The 15,281-nt window shown below is 71.1% G+C and carries 14 protein-coding genes; 10 read left to right on the top strand and 4 right to left on the bottom strand.

The window, feature by feature from the left end:
* Positions 1-48: 48 nt before the first annotated feature.
* Together ACFU5V_RS26960 and ACFU5V_RS26955 are read right to left on the bottom strand one after the other, a co-directional pair.
* On the bottom strand, positions 49-477 hold the full coding sequence (locus ACFU5V_RS26960) for a DUF3040 domain-containing protein (RefSeq protein WP_012688068.1): 429 nt from the start codon (positions 475-477) through the stop codon (positions 49-51).
* Between the two features lie 232 nt (positions 478-709).
* On the bottom strand, positions 710-1,090 hold the full coding sequence (locus tag ACFU5V_RS26955) for an SAV_6107 family HEPN domain-containing protein (RefSeq protein WP_378703005.1): 381 nt from the start codon (positions 1,088-1,090) through the stop codon (positions 710-712).
* Positions 1,091-1,347: 257 nt separating this feature from the next.
* Here ACFU5V_RS26955 and ACFU5V_RS26950 point away from each other — a divergent pair, with 257 nt between their 5' ends.
* Genes ACFU5V_RS26950 through ACFU5V_RS26930 form a run of 5 tightly spaced genes read left to right on the top strand, consistent with a single transcriptional unit; the run spans position 1,348 to position 6,241 of the window.
* Positions 1,348-1,959 carry a GNAT family N-acetyltransferase gene (locus ACFU5V_RS26950; protein ID WP_378703004.1) on the top strand — a complete coding sequence of 204 codons (612 nt, stop codon included), beginning with the start codon at positions 1,348-1,350 and terminating at the stop codon, positions 1,957-1,959.
* A complete protein-coding gene (locus ACFU5V_RS26945; protein ID WP_378703003.1) occupies positions 1,956-3,530 on the top strand; it encodes a phytoene desaturase family protein in 1,575 nt (524 codons plus the stop codon). The genes ACFU5V_RS26950 and ACFU5V_RS26945 overlap by 4 nt, the downstream gene beginning before the upstream one ends.
* Positions 3,527-4,339, top strand: coding sequence for a carotenoid biosynthesis protein (locus ACFU5V_RS26940; protein WP_378703002.1), 813 nt, complete (start codon positions 3,527-3,529; stop codon positions 4,337-4,339). The genes ACFU5V_RS26945 and ACFU5V_RS26940 overlap by 4 nt, the downstream gene beginning before the upstream one ends.
* Before the next feature lie 31 nt (positions 4,340-4,370).
* Entirely contained in the window at positions 4,371-5,084 is a 714-nt protein-coding gene (locus tag ACFU5V_RS26935) for an LppM family (lipo)protein (RefSeq protein ID WP_378703001.1), read from the top strand.
* Positions 5,081-6,241: a glycosyltransferase gene (locus ACFU5V_RS26930; protein ID WP_378703000.1), complete on the top strand. Its 1,161-nt coding sequence runs from the start codon at positions 5,081-5,083 to the stop codon at positions 6,239-6,241. The genes ACFU5V_RS26935 and ACFU5V_RS26930 overlap by 4 nt, the downstream gene beginning before the upstream one ends.
* Here the strand turns inward: ACFU5V_RS26930 and metF are convergent.
* Positions 6,234-7,241 carry a methylenetetrahydrofolate reductase [NAD(P)H] gene (metF, locus tag ACFU5V_RS26925; RefSeq protein ID WP_378433499.1) on the bottom strand — a complete coding sequence of 336 codons (1,008 nt, stop codon included), beginning with the start codon at positions 7,239-7,241 and terminating at the stop codon, positions 6,234-6,236. The genes ACFU5V_RS26930 and metF overlap by 8 nt on opposite strands.
* A gap of 95 nt (positions 7,242-7,336) precedes the next feature.
* On the opposite strand from metF, the gene ACFU5V_RS26920 reads away from it, so the two are divergent.
* The 4 genes from ACFU5V_RS26920 to ACFU5V_RS26905 all read left to right on the top strand — a co-directional run bounded on the left by ACFU5V_RS26920 (position 7,337) and on the right by ACFU5V_RS26905 (position 12,761).
* On the top strand, positions 7,337-8,485 hold the full coding sequence (locus ACFU5V_RS26920) for a polyprenyl synthetase family protein (RefSeq protein WP_378702999.1): 1,149 nt from the start codon (positions 7,337-7,339) through the stop codon (positions 8,483-8,485).
* An 8-nt stretch (positions 8,486-8,493) separates the two neighbouring features.
* Positions 8,494-10,092, top strand: coding sequence for a phytoene desaturase family protein (crtI, locus tag ACFU5V_RS26915; protein ID WP_378433500.1), 1,599 nt, complete (start codon positions 8,494-8,496; stop codon positions 10,090-10,092).
* A gap of 121 nt (positions 10,093-10,213) precedes the next feature.
* Positions 10,214-11,818 carry an alpha-(1->6)-mannopyranosyltransferase A gene (locus ACFU5V_RS26910; protein WP_378702998.1) on the top strand — a complete coding sequence of 535 codons (1,605 nt, stop codon included), beginning with the start codon at positions 10,214-10,216 and terminating at the stop codon, positions 11,816-11,818.
* Positions 11,819-11,825: 7 nt separating this feature from the next.
* Positions 11,826-12,761 (top strand): phytoene/squalene synthase family protein, encoded by a 936-nt coding sequence (locus tag ACFU5V_RS26905; RefSeq protein WP_378702997.1) that lies wholly within the window; start codon positions 11,826-11,828, stop codon positions 12,759-12,761.
* 7 nt (positions 12,762-12,768) lie between these two features.
* On the opposite strand, the gene ACFU5V_RS26900 is transcribed toward ACFU5V_RS26905, so the two are convergent.
* Positions 12,769-13,137: an Rv2175c family DNA-binding protein gene (locus tag ACFU5V_RS26900; RefSeq protein ID WP_378433503.1), complete on the bottom strand. Its 369-nt coding sequence runs from the start codon at positions 13,135-13,137 to the stop codon at positions 12,769-12,771.
* Between the two features lie 110 nt (positions 13,138-13,247).
* On the opposite strand from ACFU5V_RS26900, the gene pknB reads away from it, so the two are divergent.
* On the top strand, positions 13,248-15,266 hold the full coding sequence (pknB, locus tag ACFU5V_RS26895; RefSeq protein WP_378702996.1) for a Stk1 family PASTA domain-containing Ser/Thr kinase: 2,019 nt from the start codon (positions 13,248-13,250) through the stop codon (positions 15,264-15,266).
* Positions 15,267-15,281 lie beyond the last annotated feature (15 nt).

Genomic DNA, 15,281 nt, shown 5'->3' with positions numbered 1-15,281 from the left:
CCCCCCCCCACACCCCCCCCCCCCCACGGAACTGCTGAGCGGGTCGTACTACTCCTGCTCGAATCTCTTCTTGAAGCGGTCTTCCATTCGCGACGAGAATCCGCCACTCTTGCGCCCGCTTCGGGGCTTACCGCGTTCGGCACGGCCGGTCTCACCCTGCGTGGTCGAGCCACCACGCGAGGACTGTCCGGACTTGCTCTTTCCTCCACCCCACAGGAGGAGGACTCCGGCACCGAACATGACGATGAAGCCGATCAGGCTGATGACGGGAAACCCGCCCGGCTTGATCGGAAGGGCGACGCCGGCGATGAGCAGGACCAGCCCCAGAACGAACAGGGCCACCGCCTGCAATCGACGACGACTCGATGCCGCACGCATGCGACCGCCTCGCACAGTGGAGGCGAACTTGGGATCCTCGGCGTAGAGAGCGCTCTCGATCTGGTCGAGCATGCGCTGCTCGTGCTCGGAGAGTGGCACGGTACCTCCCCCGGCACTGGAGTGTTGGCCACCGCCTCACGGTGCGAGACGGTGGGTAACCGACTTTGGCGGCTACCTAGATTTAATAATACGAGCAGTTCGATCCCCGTACCACCTACTCCACGTACGAGTTCCCCACCAACCTTACGGACTCCCGCACCGAACGACGTTCGGGGCACCGCAATGTCGCGGACGCCTCACCGTTTTCCCGCCGTTTCCGGGCGCCCGCCGCTCAGGAGGCCTGCAAATCGAGACCTGGGCCACGTCCGATGTGATCTTCGACGGCCTGGAGAAAGCGCCCGACCTCGACGAAGAACTCGTCGGCCTCGAGATCGGTGAGGGTTCGCGACATTCCCGCCTCGATGGCAGCGCGGGTGCCCGAGTGACCGGCGAAGTAGTCGGCCCAGTTCCCGAATTCCGGCGCCGCGCGGGCCATGAGCACCCAGGCGTTACGTGTTCGTGTCCTCCTGCTCCCCGTCGCGGGCCCTTCCGCGGCGGCCAGCACCGCGCCCGCGCCGCGCAACGCGGCCAGGTACGCGCTGTGGAACCGATCCGCCGGACCGCCCGCCCCCACCGACTGGGCGAGGAGTGCGTCGGCGCGATCGAGCAGCACCGAACCGCGCCTCGTGGCCGGGTGGCGTACGTCACCCCGCCGGTGCGAGTTCCCAGAGGTCGGTCCCGTGACCGGGTTCGTCATCACTTCGAACACCTCCAAAACCCCGGTGCAACCACCCCGCCGGGCGTAGACAGGTCCTGAGTGCGGGGGCCGGTGATGCTCGCTTCCCTCGAGCATCACCGGATCCCCGCCATCGAACATCTGTTCGACCTATTCAATATAGCTGGACCCACCGACACGTCGTCAAGAGAAAGGTGAGACCGGTCGAACCGAACGCTGACCAGACTCCGCTCGTGGTCGAACTCTCGGCCGCCGAGTTTCGCGACCGCCTGCACGAGGCGCTGTCGATCTACGTCGCCGCCATGGGCTATCCCCACGGCACCGAATACCACCGGGCGCCGATGTGGAACGAGCACCTCCAGCGTTCGGGGTGGCGTGGCGTCGGCGCGCTCGTCCCGGCCGGGGACGGATCCGCCGACGGCGCGGACGCCCGCCTCGTCGCCGTCGCCTACGGCTACCGCGGATCCCCCGAGCAGTGGTGGCACCAGCAGGTCCGTTCCGGTCTGCGCCACACGGGGTGGACCCGCGACCAGATCGACGTGATCCTCGGCAACTACTTCGAACTCACCGAACTCCACGTCCACCCGGACGCCCAGGGACACCGGCTCGGCGAGACCCTGCTCCTGCGCCTCCTCGAACGCAGACCCGAACGCGGGGTGCTGCTCTCCACGCCGGAAGTGGCGGACGAGGACAACCGCGCATGGCGGCTGTACCGCCGCCTCGGCTTCCGGGATGTTCTGCGCCACTTCCGATTCGCCGGGGACAACCGGCCGTTCGCGGTGCTGGGACGCGGGCTTCCCCTGTGATCGACGCGGTGGTCGTCGGGTCGGGACACAACGCGCTGGTGTCGGCGTGTTACCTCGCGCGGTCCGGGTGGTCGGTCGAGGTGATCGAACGCGACACGGTGCTCGGCGGCGCGGTGTCCACGGTGGAACGTTTCCCCGGGTACAAGGTCGACCGTGGGTCGTCCGCGCACATCATGGTCCGGCACACGGGAATCGTCGAGGAACTCGACCTCGGCGCACACGGTCTGCGGTACCTCGACTGCGATCCGTGGGCGTTCGCCCCCGCCCCTGCCGGGACGGCGCGGCCCGGGATCGTGTTCCGCCGCAGCCTCGAGGCGACGTGCCGGTCCATCGAGGAGTCCTGCGGGGCCGCGGACGCCGACGCGTACCGCCGGTTCGTGGACGTGTGGGGCCCGCGCAGCGCCCGCGTCATGCGCGCGTTCTCGCATCCGCCGACCGCACCCGCGCTGCTCTCGTCGTTCTGGGGGCTCGACACGGGCGGCGGCGGCAGCGACCTGTCCCGGCAGTTCCTCGGTTCCGGCGACGCACTGCTCGACGAGTACTTCGACGACGAACGGCTCAAGGCGGCGCTCGCGTGGTTCGGCACCCAGTCCGGTCCGCCGATGTCGGAGCCGGGCACGGCGCCGATGGTCGGGTTCGCGGCCCTGATGCACACCGTTCCGCCCGGACGGGCCGTCGGCGGCAGCGGAGCCCTGACCGCGGCGCTCGCCTCTCGGCTGCGGTCGGACGCCGGGACGGTCACGCTCGGCGAGTCCGTGGTGTCGCTGAGCCGGGACGGCGGAACCTGGACGACCCGGACGTCGTCGGGCCGCGAGATCCGCTCCCGCGCGGTGGTCGCGGGCTGCCACGTGCTGACCACCCTCGGCCTGCTCGAACGCGGCGGCTACGACCCACAGACCCTCGCCCGGTGGCGTCGCCGGATCCGCGTCGGCCCGGGGATCGGGATGGTGGTGCGGCTGGCGACCGACGCCCTCCCCGACTATCCGAGTGCGCCCGACGCCTCCGTGGCCCACGGACTCCAGCTGCTGGTCTCGGATCGCGCGCAGCTGCGGCTCGCGCACGGCGCGGCGCTCGCCGGGGAGCTCCCGCCGCGGCCCGCGGTGCTGGGGATGAGCTTCAGCGGCCTGGACCCGACCATCGCGCCCGAGGGCAGGCACCAGGTGACCCTGTGGTCGCAGTGGCAGCCCTACCGGCTGTCCGGCGGCAGGCGGTGGACCGACCTCGCCGCGCCGGAGGCCGATCGGATCGTGGCGGAGATGGACGCGCTGGCACCCGGTTTCGAGGAGTCCGTCCTCGACCGGCACGTGCAGTCGCCGCTGGACCTCGAAGACGAGATGGGTTTGCTCGGCGGCAACGTCATGCACGTGGAGATGTCGCTGGACCAGATGATGATGTGGCGTCCCCTCCCCGAGTTGTCGGGGCACCGGGTTCCGGGAGCGGACCGCCTGTACCTGACGGGGGCCTCGACACATCCGGGTGGCGGGGTGTCCGGTGCGAGCGGCCGGAGCGCCGCCCGGATCGCGCTCCGCGACGACCGAAAGGGTCTGGCCCGCGTGTGGCGCCGGCGATGACCTCCCGCGTTCCCGTCGTTCTCGCGGGGGCGGCGATCGCGGCGCAGATCCTCTACCCGCTGGTGCACGGCGGGGCCCGCGACGTCGTCACCGTGTTCGTCGTCGTCCTGCTCGCCGCCGCCTCGATCAGCCACGCGGCCGTGACCCGGGGCGGACGCTGGGCGGTGGGACTCGTGGTCGTGACGGCGGGGCTGGGTCTGGTCTCCGAGGTCGCCGGGACGGCGACCGGTTTTCCCTACGGCTGCTACGACTACAGCGTCGACCGGCTCGGCCCCGCGCTCGCCGGGGTGCCGCTGGTGGTGCCGTTCGCCTGGACCGCCGGGTTCTATCCGGTGTGGTGTGTGGCGTCGGCGCTCGCCCGCGGCCCGCGCCGGCGGTCGGTCCGCATCGCGCTGACGACCGTCGGTGTCGTCGGCTGGGACCTGTACCTGGACCCGCAGATGGTGGCCGACGGCCAGTGGCGCTGGTGCATCACCGACGCCGGTCTGCCCGGGGTCGAGCACATTCCGCTGACGAACTACGCGGGGTGGTTCGTCGTCGCCGCGGTGATGGCGGTCGCGGTCGATCGGATCGACCGTCGCTTCGGCACGGGAACCCGGCACCGCGACGGCGTCCCGGTCGGGTTGTTCCTGTGGACGTGGCTGGGTTCGGCGCTGGCCCACTCCGTCTTCCTGGACGCCCCCGAGTTGCGGTATTCGGCGGTCTACGGGTGGTGCGCGATGGGAATCCTCGGAGTTCCCCTGCTGGTCTCGCTGCTGCGGCGGGGCGCCCGGCGCCCCGGGGCCCGCGACACGCACCCTCACGCCTGACACCGAACCGGTCCCCTGGCACGATACGACTGTGCAGCTGCCTTCGGTTCCGACCTCGACCCGCTCGCGGAGGGCCGTGTCCCTCGCCGTCCTCGGCCTTCTCCTCGTACCGTTCCTCGCGGGATGCCTGCGGGTTCAGGTGTCGATGGGGGTGTCCGCCGACGACCGGGTCTCCGGACAGATCGTGGCCGCCGCCGTGCCGGCGAACGATCAGGACAAGGGCCCCCAGCTCACTCCGCCCGGTTCGCTGTCGGACAAGGTGCGCATCCAGGAATACAAGAAGGACGGCTACGTGGGCAGCCAGGCGTTCTTCAGCGACCTCACGTTCGGCGACGTGCAGCAGCTCGGCACCATGTCGGAGCAGGCGACGGGAAGTTTCCAGATCTCGCTCCAGCGGACCGGCGACCTCGTGACCCTCGACGGGAAGGCCGATCTCAGTTCGGTCCCCGCCCAGGGCACCGACGTGCAGTTCACGATCGCGTTCCCGGCCCGCGTCGCCACCACCAACGGCACCCGCGAGGGCGATTCGATCGTGTCGTGGAAGTTGCCCGCCGGCGACACGTCGACGATCCGGGCCGAGGTGCGGTATTCGGATCCCAGCACCCGCAGTTTCGCGGGCTGGGCGGGCATCATGGCCGGTGTGACGCTGGGTGTCGCCGTCATCGTCGGTGCGCTGGCGTGGATGGCCCGCAACAAGGAACCGGTGCTCGGCGGCCGTCGCGGACGGGACCACTCGGAGGTGTGACCGCTGCGCCGATCGAGCGGGTGGTCCGGTTCGGCTCCCTGGTCTCGGTACTCGGTCTCGCCGTCGCCGTCGCCAACCTGCGCTCCGCGCCGCGGCTGCCCACTCCGGCCCGCCGGGTCACCGAACCCGTCACGGTCTGCATCCCGGCCCGGGACGAGCGCGACCGGTTGCCGGGTCTGATCCGAGACCTGCGGGAACAGCGCGGAGTCGACGATCTCCGGGTACTTGTCTACGACGACGCCTCCACCGACGGGACGGCCGGGGCCGCGGAGGCGGCGGCCGGCGGTGACACCCGCTTCTCGGTGGTGCGGGGAACCGCGGAACCGCCACCGGGGTGGGTGGGTAAACCCGCAGCCTGTTACCGGGTGAGCGAGCACGCTCTCGCGCAGGGCCGGGCAGGAACCGGGGTACTCGTGTTTCTCGACGCCGACGTGCGGTTGCGTTCGGACGCGCTGAACGGCGCCTGCACCGCCCTGCGCGCGTCCGATGCCGCCCTGGTCTGCGCGTGGCCGTTCCAGCAGGCGGAGTCGGCAGGCGAGACACTCGTGCAGCCGCTGCTCGGCTGGTCGTGGGCAGCGACGCTGCCCGTCCGCGCGGCCAACCGGTCGCGGCGACCGTCCACCGCCGTGGCCTGCGGGCAGTTCATGGTCTTCGACGCCGCCGCGTACCGCGACGTCGGGGGTCACCGGGCCGTCGCGGACAGCGTCACCGAGGACCTCGACATCGCACGCCTGCTTCGCCGGCGGGGGCGGTCGACCGCACTGGTCGTGGCCGGCCGATCGGCGTCGTGCCGGATGTACGAGGACGCCCGAGCGCTGCGCCGCGGCTACGACCGCTGGCTGTGGACGGCGTTCGGCTCCCGCCTCGGCGCCGCCGCGGTCCTCGGTGTCGCGACCGTGGCGTACCTGGTGCCGCCGGTGGCCCTCGCTGCGGGACGGGGACGCGTCCGCCGGTGGGGCTCGGTGGGGTATCTCGCGGCCGCGACGTCCCGGCTGTGCGCCCGGGCACTCGAACGCGGCGGTCGCCTCACCGCCGGGGACGTGGCCGGCGCGCTCACGCACCCCCTGTCCGTTGCCGCGGTGGCGGCGCTGACCGTGTCGTCACACCGCAGTCATCGGCGCGGACGCACCCGGTGGAAAGGCCGGACGCTCAGCTGACCGGGGCCGAGGTGACCGGGGCCGGATCCGCCACACCCGAACCGACCTTGTCGCCGAGCCGGGCGAGCACCTCGCTGGTGGCGCGCGCGAAGTTGAGCGTGATGAAGTGCAGACCGGGCGCACCCTCCGCGATGAGGCGTTCACTCATTTCGGTGGCGAGGTCGATGCCGATCTCGCGCACGGCGGCGCGGTTCTCTTCGGGACCGTCGCCTGCGGCCGTCGCCAGCCGCTTCTCGAGGTGCGCCGGCAGACGCGACCCCGACAGTTCGAGCATGCGGCGGACCGATCCGAGCGACGTGATCGGCATGATCTCGGGGATGATCGGCTTCGCGCCCTGCTCGGCGTCGTACGCCGTCACCCGGTCGCGCAGACGCAGGTAGTCGTCGACGTCGAAGAACATCTGGGTGATCGAGTACTCGGCGCCGGCCCGCAGCTTCGACACCAGGTACCGGGTGTCGTGCGCGAGATCGGGCGCGCGGTAGTGGCCTTCCGGGAACGACGCCACACCGACGTGGAAGTCACCGAGGTCGCGGACCAGCCGGACGAGTTCCTCGGCGTATTCGACGCCCTGGGGGTGCTTCTCCCATTCGCCCAGCGGGTCACCGGGCGGGTCGCCGCGCAGGACCAGGATGTTGCTGATTCCGCGGTCGGCGTAGGCGCCCACCATCGACCGCAGTTCGTCGACGCTGTGGGACACGGCGGTGAGGTGCGCGACCGGCAGGAGCGTGGTCTCCTCGGCGAGCTGGCCGGTGACGCGGACCGTGCGGTCGCGCGTCGACCCGCCTGCACCGTAGGTCATGGAGACGAAGGCCGGACCCATCCGCTCGAACTCGCGGACGGCGCGCCACAGACGGGCCTCGGCGGCCTCGTCCCGCGGCGGCGAGAACTCGACGGAAAAGGGCACCCGACCGTCGCCGGACGACCGGATCCGGTCGACGATGGACGGGGTGCGGGTCACCCAGCCTTCGCTGGCCCGCCCCCTGACGGAATCGAATGTCACCCGTCCAGCATAGGTAGTGACCGCCGCACTGCATCCACTGCGTCTCCGCAGGCACCCGGGATCCGGGCAGCGGGCCGCCCGGACGAGCGCCCACTATGGTGGTGTCCACGTCTGCCGCCGGTCTCGGCGCGCGCGAAATTTCGATCCTGGAGGCAACACTGTCCGTTGGAACGCGCCCCTCCGCCCTCGCGGCCGAGGTCGAGAATGCGCTGCGCGACTTCTTCACCAGCCGGCAGGACCTGGTCGACGCCGTGGGCGGCGGCTACCGCGAGGCGGTGACGACGCTCGAGGACTTCGTCCTGCGCGGAGGCAAGCGGGTCCGTCCGGCTTTCGCGTGGACGGGCTGGCTCGGGGCGGGCGGCGACGCCCGGGGCCCCGAGGCCGCTCCCGTGCTCCGCGCCTGCTCCGCGTTGGAGCTGGTGCAGGCCTGCGCGCTGGTGCACGACGACATCATCGACGCCTCCACGACGCGCCGCGGGTTCCCCACCGTCCACGTCGAGTTCGACGAACAGCACCGCGCCGGGGGGTGGAGCGGTGATTCCGCTCACTTCGGCGAGGGCGTCGCAATCCTCCTCGGCGATCTCGCGCTGGCCTGGGCCGACGACATGATCCGCGAATCGGGCATCACCGCGGACGCGTCGGCCCGCATCTCCCCCGTGTGGTCGGCGATGCGCACCGAGGTGCTCGGCGGGCAGTTCCTCGACATCAGCAACGAGGCCCGGGCGGACGAGTCGATCGACGCCGCCATGAAGGTGAACCGGTACAAGACCGCGGCGTACACCATCGAGCGGCCGCTGCACCTCGGCGCGGCGCTCGCCGGCGCCGACGACACCCTGGTCTCGGCGTACCGCCGATTCGGCACCGACATCGGCATCGCCTTCCAGCTCCGCGACGACCTGCTGGGCGTGTTCGGGGATCCGGCCGTGACCGGCAAGCCGTCGGGCGACGACCTGCGGGCGGGCAAGCGCACCGTCCTGTTCGCGATGTCGCTGCAGCGCGCCGATGCCGGCGACCCCGCGGCGGCCGCCCTGCTCCGCGAGGGCATCGGCACCGATCTGTCCGATTCGGACGTGGACACCCTCCGGAGCACGATCACCTCGCTCGGTGCGGTCGCGGACGTGGAGAAGCAGATCGAGGATCTCGTCGCGAACGCGCTGTCCACGCTGGAGACGAGCACCGCCACCGCCGCGGCGAAGCAGCAGCTCACCGAGATGGCCGTCGCCGCGACGCGCCGCGACTACTGAGGTCGGCGGTGGCTCGCGCGCTCCGGACGGTTCCCGGCCGCACCGATCACGTCGTGATCGTCGGCGCCGGCCTCGCAGGCCTCTCCGCCGCCCTGCACCTCACCGGATCGGGCCGCCGCGTCACCGTCCTCGAACGGGAGTCGTCACCGGGCGGCCGGGTCGGCACCTACCGCGGTCCCGGCTACGACATCGACAACGGCGCGACCGTCCTCACGATGCCCGACCTGGTCGGCGAGGCCCTCGCCGCCGTCGGCGCGGATTTCGGGTCGACCCGCCCGCCGCTGGTCCTGGAACGGCTGGCCCCGGCGTACCACGCCCGGTTCGCGGACGGTTCGTCGCTCGACGTCCACTCCGATCCCGACGCGATGGCCGCGGAGGTCGGCCGGGTGTGCGGGCCGGAGGAATCGGCCCGGTACCTGCGGTTGCGGCGCTGGCTCGGCCGGATCTTCGACGCCGAGTACCACCGCTTCATGGACGCGAACTTCGACTCGCCGCTGGATCTCGTCTCGTCCCGCGGGGCCGCGAAGGATCTGCTGACGCTCACCGCGCTGGGCGGATTCGGCCGGCTCGGCGCCCGGGTCGACCGGACCGTCACGGATCCGCGACTGCGCCGGATCTTCACGTTCCAGGCGCTGTACGCCGGCGTCGCCCCCGCCGACGCCCTCGCGGTGTACGGCGCGATCGCCCACATGGACACCTCGCTCGGCGTCTACTTCCCCCGGGGCGGGATGCGTTCGATCGCGCGCGCCCTCGCCGACGCCCTCACCACCGCGGGCGGGGAGATCCGGTTCGGTACGGAGGTCGCGGCGCTCGAGCGAACCGGTGATCGCGTCGGCGCCGTCGTCACGTCTACGGGTGACCGCATCGACTGCGACGCGCTGGTGCTCACCCCCGACACGGCCGTCGTCGACGCGCTGCTGCGCCCGGTGACCCACCGGACCCCCCGCCGGGTGCGGGTATCGCCGTCCGCCGTGGTCCTGCACGGAACAGTCCCCACCGCGGTCGCATCGGGGTGGGCCGCCCAGCGGCACCACACCATCGACTTCGGCCACGCGTGGAAGCGGACGTTCGCGGAGATCACCGCACGCCGGGGACGCGGACGGCTGATGACCGACCCGTCGCTGCTGATCACCCGGCCTGCCGTGTCGGACCCGGGCCTCGCCGTGGACCGCGCGGGCACCGCCTCGGAACCGCTGTCGGTGCTGGCTCCGTGCCCGAACCTGCACAGCGCACCGTTGGAGTGGTCCTCGCTGACCGGCCCGTACGTGACCGAACTGCTGCGCGAACTCGAGAAGCGCGGGTACCACGGGATCGCGGAGCATTTCACCATCGACCACGTCGACACTCCCCTGACCTGGCTCGGGAAGGGCATGGCGGCGGGCAGTCCCTTCGCGGCGGCGCACGTGTTCCGGCAGACCGGACCGTTCCGGCGCCCCAACCTGGTCGGGGGCCTCGACAACGTCGTCCTCGCCGGTTCCGGGACCGTGCCCGGTGTCGGGGTTCCGACCGTCCTGCTGTCGGGGAAACTCGCGGCCGCGCGCATCACCGGGCCCACCACGGCACGAAGTGCGCAATTGCAGTCGAAAGCACGAAGTGCGGGAGGATAGGGCGAGGCGTGGCGAGAACTGGTGCCGGCAGCAATTAAACTGGTTCCTCGACCATGCGAAGCGCGCGACGACGAACGCACCGACCGCAACCGAACTCACCTCGGGGGAGGAATCTGCACTCATGACGTCCTCTGCCCGGCAGGCGACCGTCGCCGCTGCGACGACCACGCCGCAGCGGCCGTGGCCCCAGGCCACGGCCGACTTCCTCCGCAGCCCGGAGGGGCACGCCGCGCTCCTCGGTTTCGTGGGCGCCGTGATGATCACGTTCGGCGGTTTCGGTGCGGGCAGCGTCCGCCGCGAGGACCCACTGCTCGAGGCGATGCACCTGTCGTGGCTCCGGTTCGGTCACGGGCAGATCCTGTCGACCGTCATCGTCTGGGTGGGTGTCGTCGCGATGATCACCGCGTGGGTGCGGCTGGGCCGCGCCACCCTCGGCGGCGACGTCACGCTCCGGCAGTTGCGGACGGTCGTGCCGGTGTGGACGGCGCCGCTGCTGCTGGCCGTGCCGATGTTCAGCCGGGACGCGTACTCCTACCTCGCGCAGGGCGCGCTGCTGCGGGACGGGTTCGACCCCTACGCGGTCGGGCCGGTGGTCAACCCCGGGATCCTCCTCGACAACGTCAGCAACGTGTGGACCACCACCACCGCGCCGTACGGTCCGCTGTTCCTGCTCCTCAGTCAGGGGATCACGGCGATCACCGGCGACAACGTGATCGCCGGGACTATGCTCCTGCGCGTGACGATGCTGCCGGGGCTCGCGCTGATGGTCTGGGGCGTCCCGCACCTCGCACGGCACCTCGGCGGCAATCCGGCCATTGCGCTGTGGCTCGCCGTGCTCAACCCCCTTGTCCTCGTCCACCTCATCGGTGGTGTCCACAACGAACTGCTGATGGTCGGCCTGATGATCGCCGGCATCGCGCTCGTCCTCGAGCGCCGCCACCTGGCCGGCATCGCGCTCGTCGCGGTGGCCGTCGCGATCAAGGCGACCGCGGGCGCCGCGCTCCCCTTCATGGTGTGGATCTGGATGCTCCACGAGAAAGAGAAGGCCGAGGCGGAAGGGCGCACACCCGCGTCGCCGCTCGCGTCGTTCGCGAAGACCGCGGGCTCGGGGTTCGCCGTGTTCGTGGTGATCTTCGCGGCCGCCTCCGCCGTCGCCGGGGTCGGGCTGGGCTGGATGACGGCGCTGTCCGGCTCGAACAAGATCATCAACTGGTTGTCGCTGCCGACGATCCTCGCGCACATCGTGACGGTCGGAACGTCGTGGTTCGCGGACCTGCGGCTGGGCGAGGTCCTGGCCGTCACCCGCCCGATCTGTGCGGTGGCCCTCGTCGCGATCGTGCTGGCGGCGTGGTGGCGGTATCGGAAGACCGAGCGGGATGCGATCCTCGGGATCCTCATCGTCCTGGTCGCCATCGTGATCCTGTCGCCCGCCGCGCTGCCCTGGTACTACTCGTGGCCGATCGCCATCGCTGCCGGCTTTGCGTTGTCGACGCGGACCCTGATGGTCCTCGTCGGGTTGTCCACCTGGCTGATGCTGGTCTTCCAGCCCGACGGTTCGATCGGGCTCTACACGTTCGCTCACGTGGTGCTCGCTACCTTCGCCGCGGTCGTGGCGGCGGTGTCGCTGCGCACGGTCGACCCGCTGCGGCTGCGCGCACCGCGGCCCGTCGAGGACGAGCGCACCTCCGGCCTCGCAGCTGCTGCGGCGTCGCCCGGCCTCGAATGACCGGTCGATGACCGCGCTGGCCGAGAGTTACCGGTACTGCGGCGCGGTGACGGCGGAGCACGGACGCACGTACCACCTCGCCACGCGGTTGCTTCCCGAGCGCCGGCGGGCCGCCGTGCACGCCCTGTACGGGTTCGCCCGCACCGTCGACGACCTCGTGGACGTCGATCCCGGCCGGACGGCCGAGGAGTGCGCCGCCGGACTCGACCTGATCGACGCGGTGCTGCGACGCGGGTTCACCGACCGGGACGCAATCGGTGACACCGTGTGCTCGCCGCAGATGCTGCGGGTCCTTCCCGCGTTCCTCGACACCGTGGCGGAGTTCGCCATCCCCCACGACTACTTCTTCGCGTTCCTGAACTCGATGCGGATGGACGTTCCGGGCACTGCGGAGCATCGGGCCGCGTACGGCACGCTCACCGATCTCCGCACGTACATGTACGGGTCGGCCGTCGTGATCGGTTTGCAGATGCTGCCCGTCCTCGGCACCACCGGACCCGGCGCCGAACCGCACGCCGCGGCTCTCGGGGAGGCGTTCCAGCTGACCAATTTCCTCCGCGACGTCGGCGAGGACCTCGATCGGGGCCGGGTCTATCTCCCGGCCGAGGACTTGGCCGCGTTCGGCGTCGACACCGAACTTCTCGTGCACAGCCGCCGACGCGGCGCGACGGACCCGCGGATCGTGCGGGCACTCGCCCACCTGATCGCAGTCACCCGGTCGGTGTACCGGGACGCGGAACCGGGCATCGCGATGCTGGATCGACGCGTCCAACCCGGCATCCGGACGGCGTTCGTGCTGTACGCGCGCATCCTCGACGAGATCGAGCGCGGCGGGTACCGGGTCCTCGACCGGCGCGCCACCGTTCCGCGGCGGAACCGGTGGGCGACGGCCCTGCCTCAGTTCGCTCGGCTCGCGGTGCCCGCCCGCGGCCGGGTGCGGTGACCGGCGGTCAGAACCCCATGGCCTGAGCGCGGCGGATCACTTCGCGGGCGAGGTGACCGTGCAGGGCCTGGACGGGCGTGCCGGGCAGGCTGTCGTCCTCCCGGAACAACCACGCCAGGATTTCCTCGTCCTTGAATCCGCCGTCGTGCAGCACCGCGATGAGGCCGGGCAGCCATTTGAGCGTCTCCCCGGACTCGTCGAAGAAGAGTTCGGGGACGCCGAGGACGCCGTCGCGGCGCACGGCGATCAACTGCTGATCCCGCAGAAGCTGCTGCACACGGGTGACGGCCACACCGAGATTCTTCGCGACGTCCACCAACTGGAGGAGCGAGACGGAAGGGTCCAGGACATCGTCACAGTAAGGGATGGCACTCACTCCCCTAACGTTATCTGGTCGCCTCCGGCGTGGCGCTACCGGTCGGTGTCGCTGGCTACGATTGAGGGGCGCGTGGCCGGGCTGCGCGCACTGACGGGGGAACGGACACTGTGCACGATGGAGGTCAACGTTTGATCGGCGAGCTGCTCGACCGGCGCTATCGGGTGGATGCCACGATCGCGCGTGGCGGCATGTCCACCGTCTACAGGGGGCTCGACACGCGACTCGACCGTCCGGTGGCCATCAAGGTGATGGATCCGCAGTTCGCGGCCGATCCGGCGTTCGTCACCCGATTCGAGTTCGAGGCCCGCTCGGTCGCGCGACTCAAGCACCCCTCCCTGGTCGCCGTGTACGACCAGGGACACGATCGCGATCACGCGTTCCTGGTGATGGAACTCGTCGACGGCGGAACGCTGCGCGAGCTCCTGCGGGAACGCGGTCCGATGCCGCCGCACGCGGTGGCCGCGGTCGTGGGCCCGGTCCTCGACGCGCTCGCCGTCGCCCACCGGGCGGGTCTCGTGCACCGTGACGTCAAACCCGAGAACATCCTGATCTCCGACGCCGGTGAGGTGAAGATCGCCGATTTCGGTCTGGTGCGGGCCGCTGCCGCGTCGAACACCACGTCGAACAGTGTGATCCTGGGCACGGCGGCGTACCTGTCGCCGGAACAGGTGACCTCGGGGATCGCGGACACCCGCAGCGACGTCTACTCCACCGGCGTCCTGCTGTTCGAACTCCTCACCGGCCGGACCCCGTTCACCGGGGACACGTCGTTGTCCGTGGCGTATCAGCGGATCAACCAGGACGTTCCACGGCCGGGTTCGTACATCGCGGGTGTACCACCCGAGTTCGACGAACTCGTCGCGGAGGCCACGCACCGGGAGCCGTCGCACCGCTTCGCCAACGCCGAGCAGATGGGTTCGGCGCTGCGCGGCATCGCGACGGCGCTCGACCTGCCCGCGTACCGGGTGCCCGCCCCGCGGCGATCGGCGCAGCACTTGAGCGCCGCGGCCGCCGCGAGCGCTCCTCCGCTGACCGCGCCGCCGGGTCCCGTCGCACCGCCGACGGTGCACCTCCCGCCGGCTGCACCGCTGTCACCGCCCAGCCCGCTCCCTGCGCAACCCGGCCTGCAGCATACGAGGGTCGTCACCACCCAGACTCCGCGGCCGCCGCGGGACGAACCGCCGTTCGCGGTGGACGACGAGCCCGACGACGGCTACCACTATCCGGACTTCGCCGCCGAACGGCAGCGGTCGCGCCGGACCACGATCGTGTGGCTGCTCGTGATCCTGATGCTCGCCCTGGCGGTGGGTGTCGGTGGCTGGTGGATGGGTTCGGGCCGGTTCACCGCGGTCCCGACCACCGACGGCCTGTCGCGGGGTGCGGCGGTGACGGCGATCGAAGCGGCCGGTCTGTCGTCGGAGATCCGCGGGCAGTATTCGGACACGGCGGCGCTCGACACCGTGCTGGGCACCGATCCGACGGGTGGTTCGCGGATCTCCCGCGACGGCACGGTGGCCCTGCTCGTGTCCCTGGGACGGCCGACCGTCCCACCGCTGCCGGCGGGCGGCGAACGCGCGGGGATCGAGCAGGAACTGCGCAACCGCACGTTCACCCCGGTGGACGGTGGTCAGGCGTTCAGCGCGAAGGTCCCGATCGGTGCGGTGGCCGCGCTCGACCCGGCACCGGGCACGGAACTCGCGACCGGTTCCACGGTCAAGCTGATCGTCAGCAAAGGTGCACCGCCGGTGGACGTTCCCGACGTGAAGGGCATGTCGGAGGCGGAGGCACGCGCCTCACTCGAGGCGGTCGGCATCGTGGTGCAGGACACCACGACCGACTTCGACCGGAACGTCGCCGCCGGCGACGCGATCGCCACCAGCCCGAAGGCGGGCACCACTGTGAATGCGGGCACCAGCGTGACGTTGAGTGTGTCGAACGCAGTCCGAATGCCGTCGATGCTGGGCCGGACGGTCGGATCCGCGCGGGACGAACTGAGCCGTCTCGGACTCGAGGTGAAGGTACGTCAGGTGACCGACACGGACAGGTCGTTCGTCATCAGCCAGAACCCCGGTGGCGGCGATCTCGTGAAACCCGGGAGCACGGTCACCCTGGTCTCACTGCCCTGACCCCGCGGGAGCAGG

It is taken from the genome of Rhodococcus sp. NPDC057529, assembly GCF_042802055.1.
Taxonomy (GTDB): Bacteria; Actinomycetota; Actinomycetes; order Mycobacteriales; family Mycobacteriaceae; genus Rhodococcus_F.
The sequence above is the reverse complement of the archived record's forward strand: the minus strand, read 5'-3'. Positions and strand labels throughout refer to the sequence as shown.

What these genes read in the sequence shown, in the direction of transcription:
- ACFU5V_RS26940 (WP_378703002.1), top strand. Translation starts at nt 3,527, where the DNA reads ATGACCTCCCGCGTTCCCGTCGTTCTCGCGGGGGCGGCGATCGCGGCG.
- ACFU5V_RS26920 (WP_378702999.1), top strand. Translation starts at nt 7,337, where the DNA reads ATGGTGGTGTCCACGTCTGCCGCCGGTCTCGGCGCGCGCGAAATTTCG.
- ACFU5V_RS26910 (WP_378702998.1), top strand. Translation starts at nt 10,214, where the DNA reads ATGACGTCCTCTGCCCGGCAGGCGACCGTCGCCGCTGCGACGACCACG.
- ACFU5V_RS26905 (WP_378702997.1), top strand. Translation starts at nt 11,826, where the DNA reads ATGACCGCGCTGGCCGAGAGTTACCGGTACTGCGGCGCGGTGACGGCG.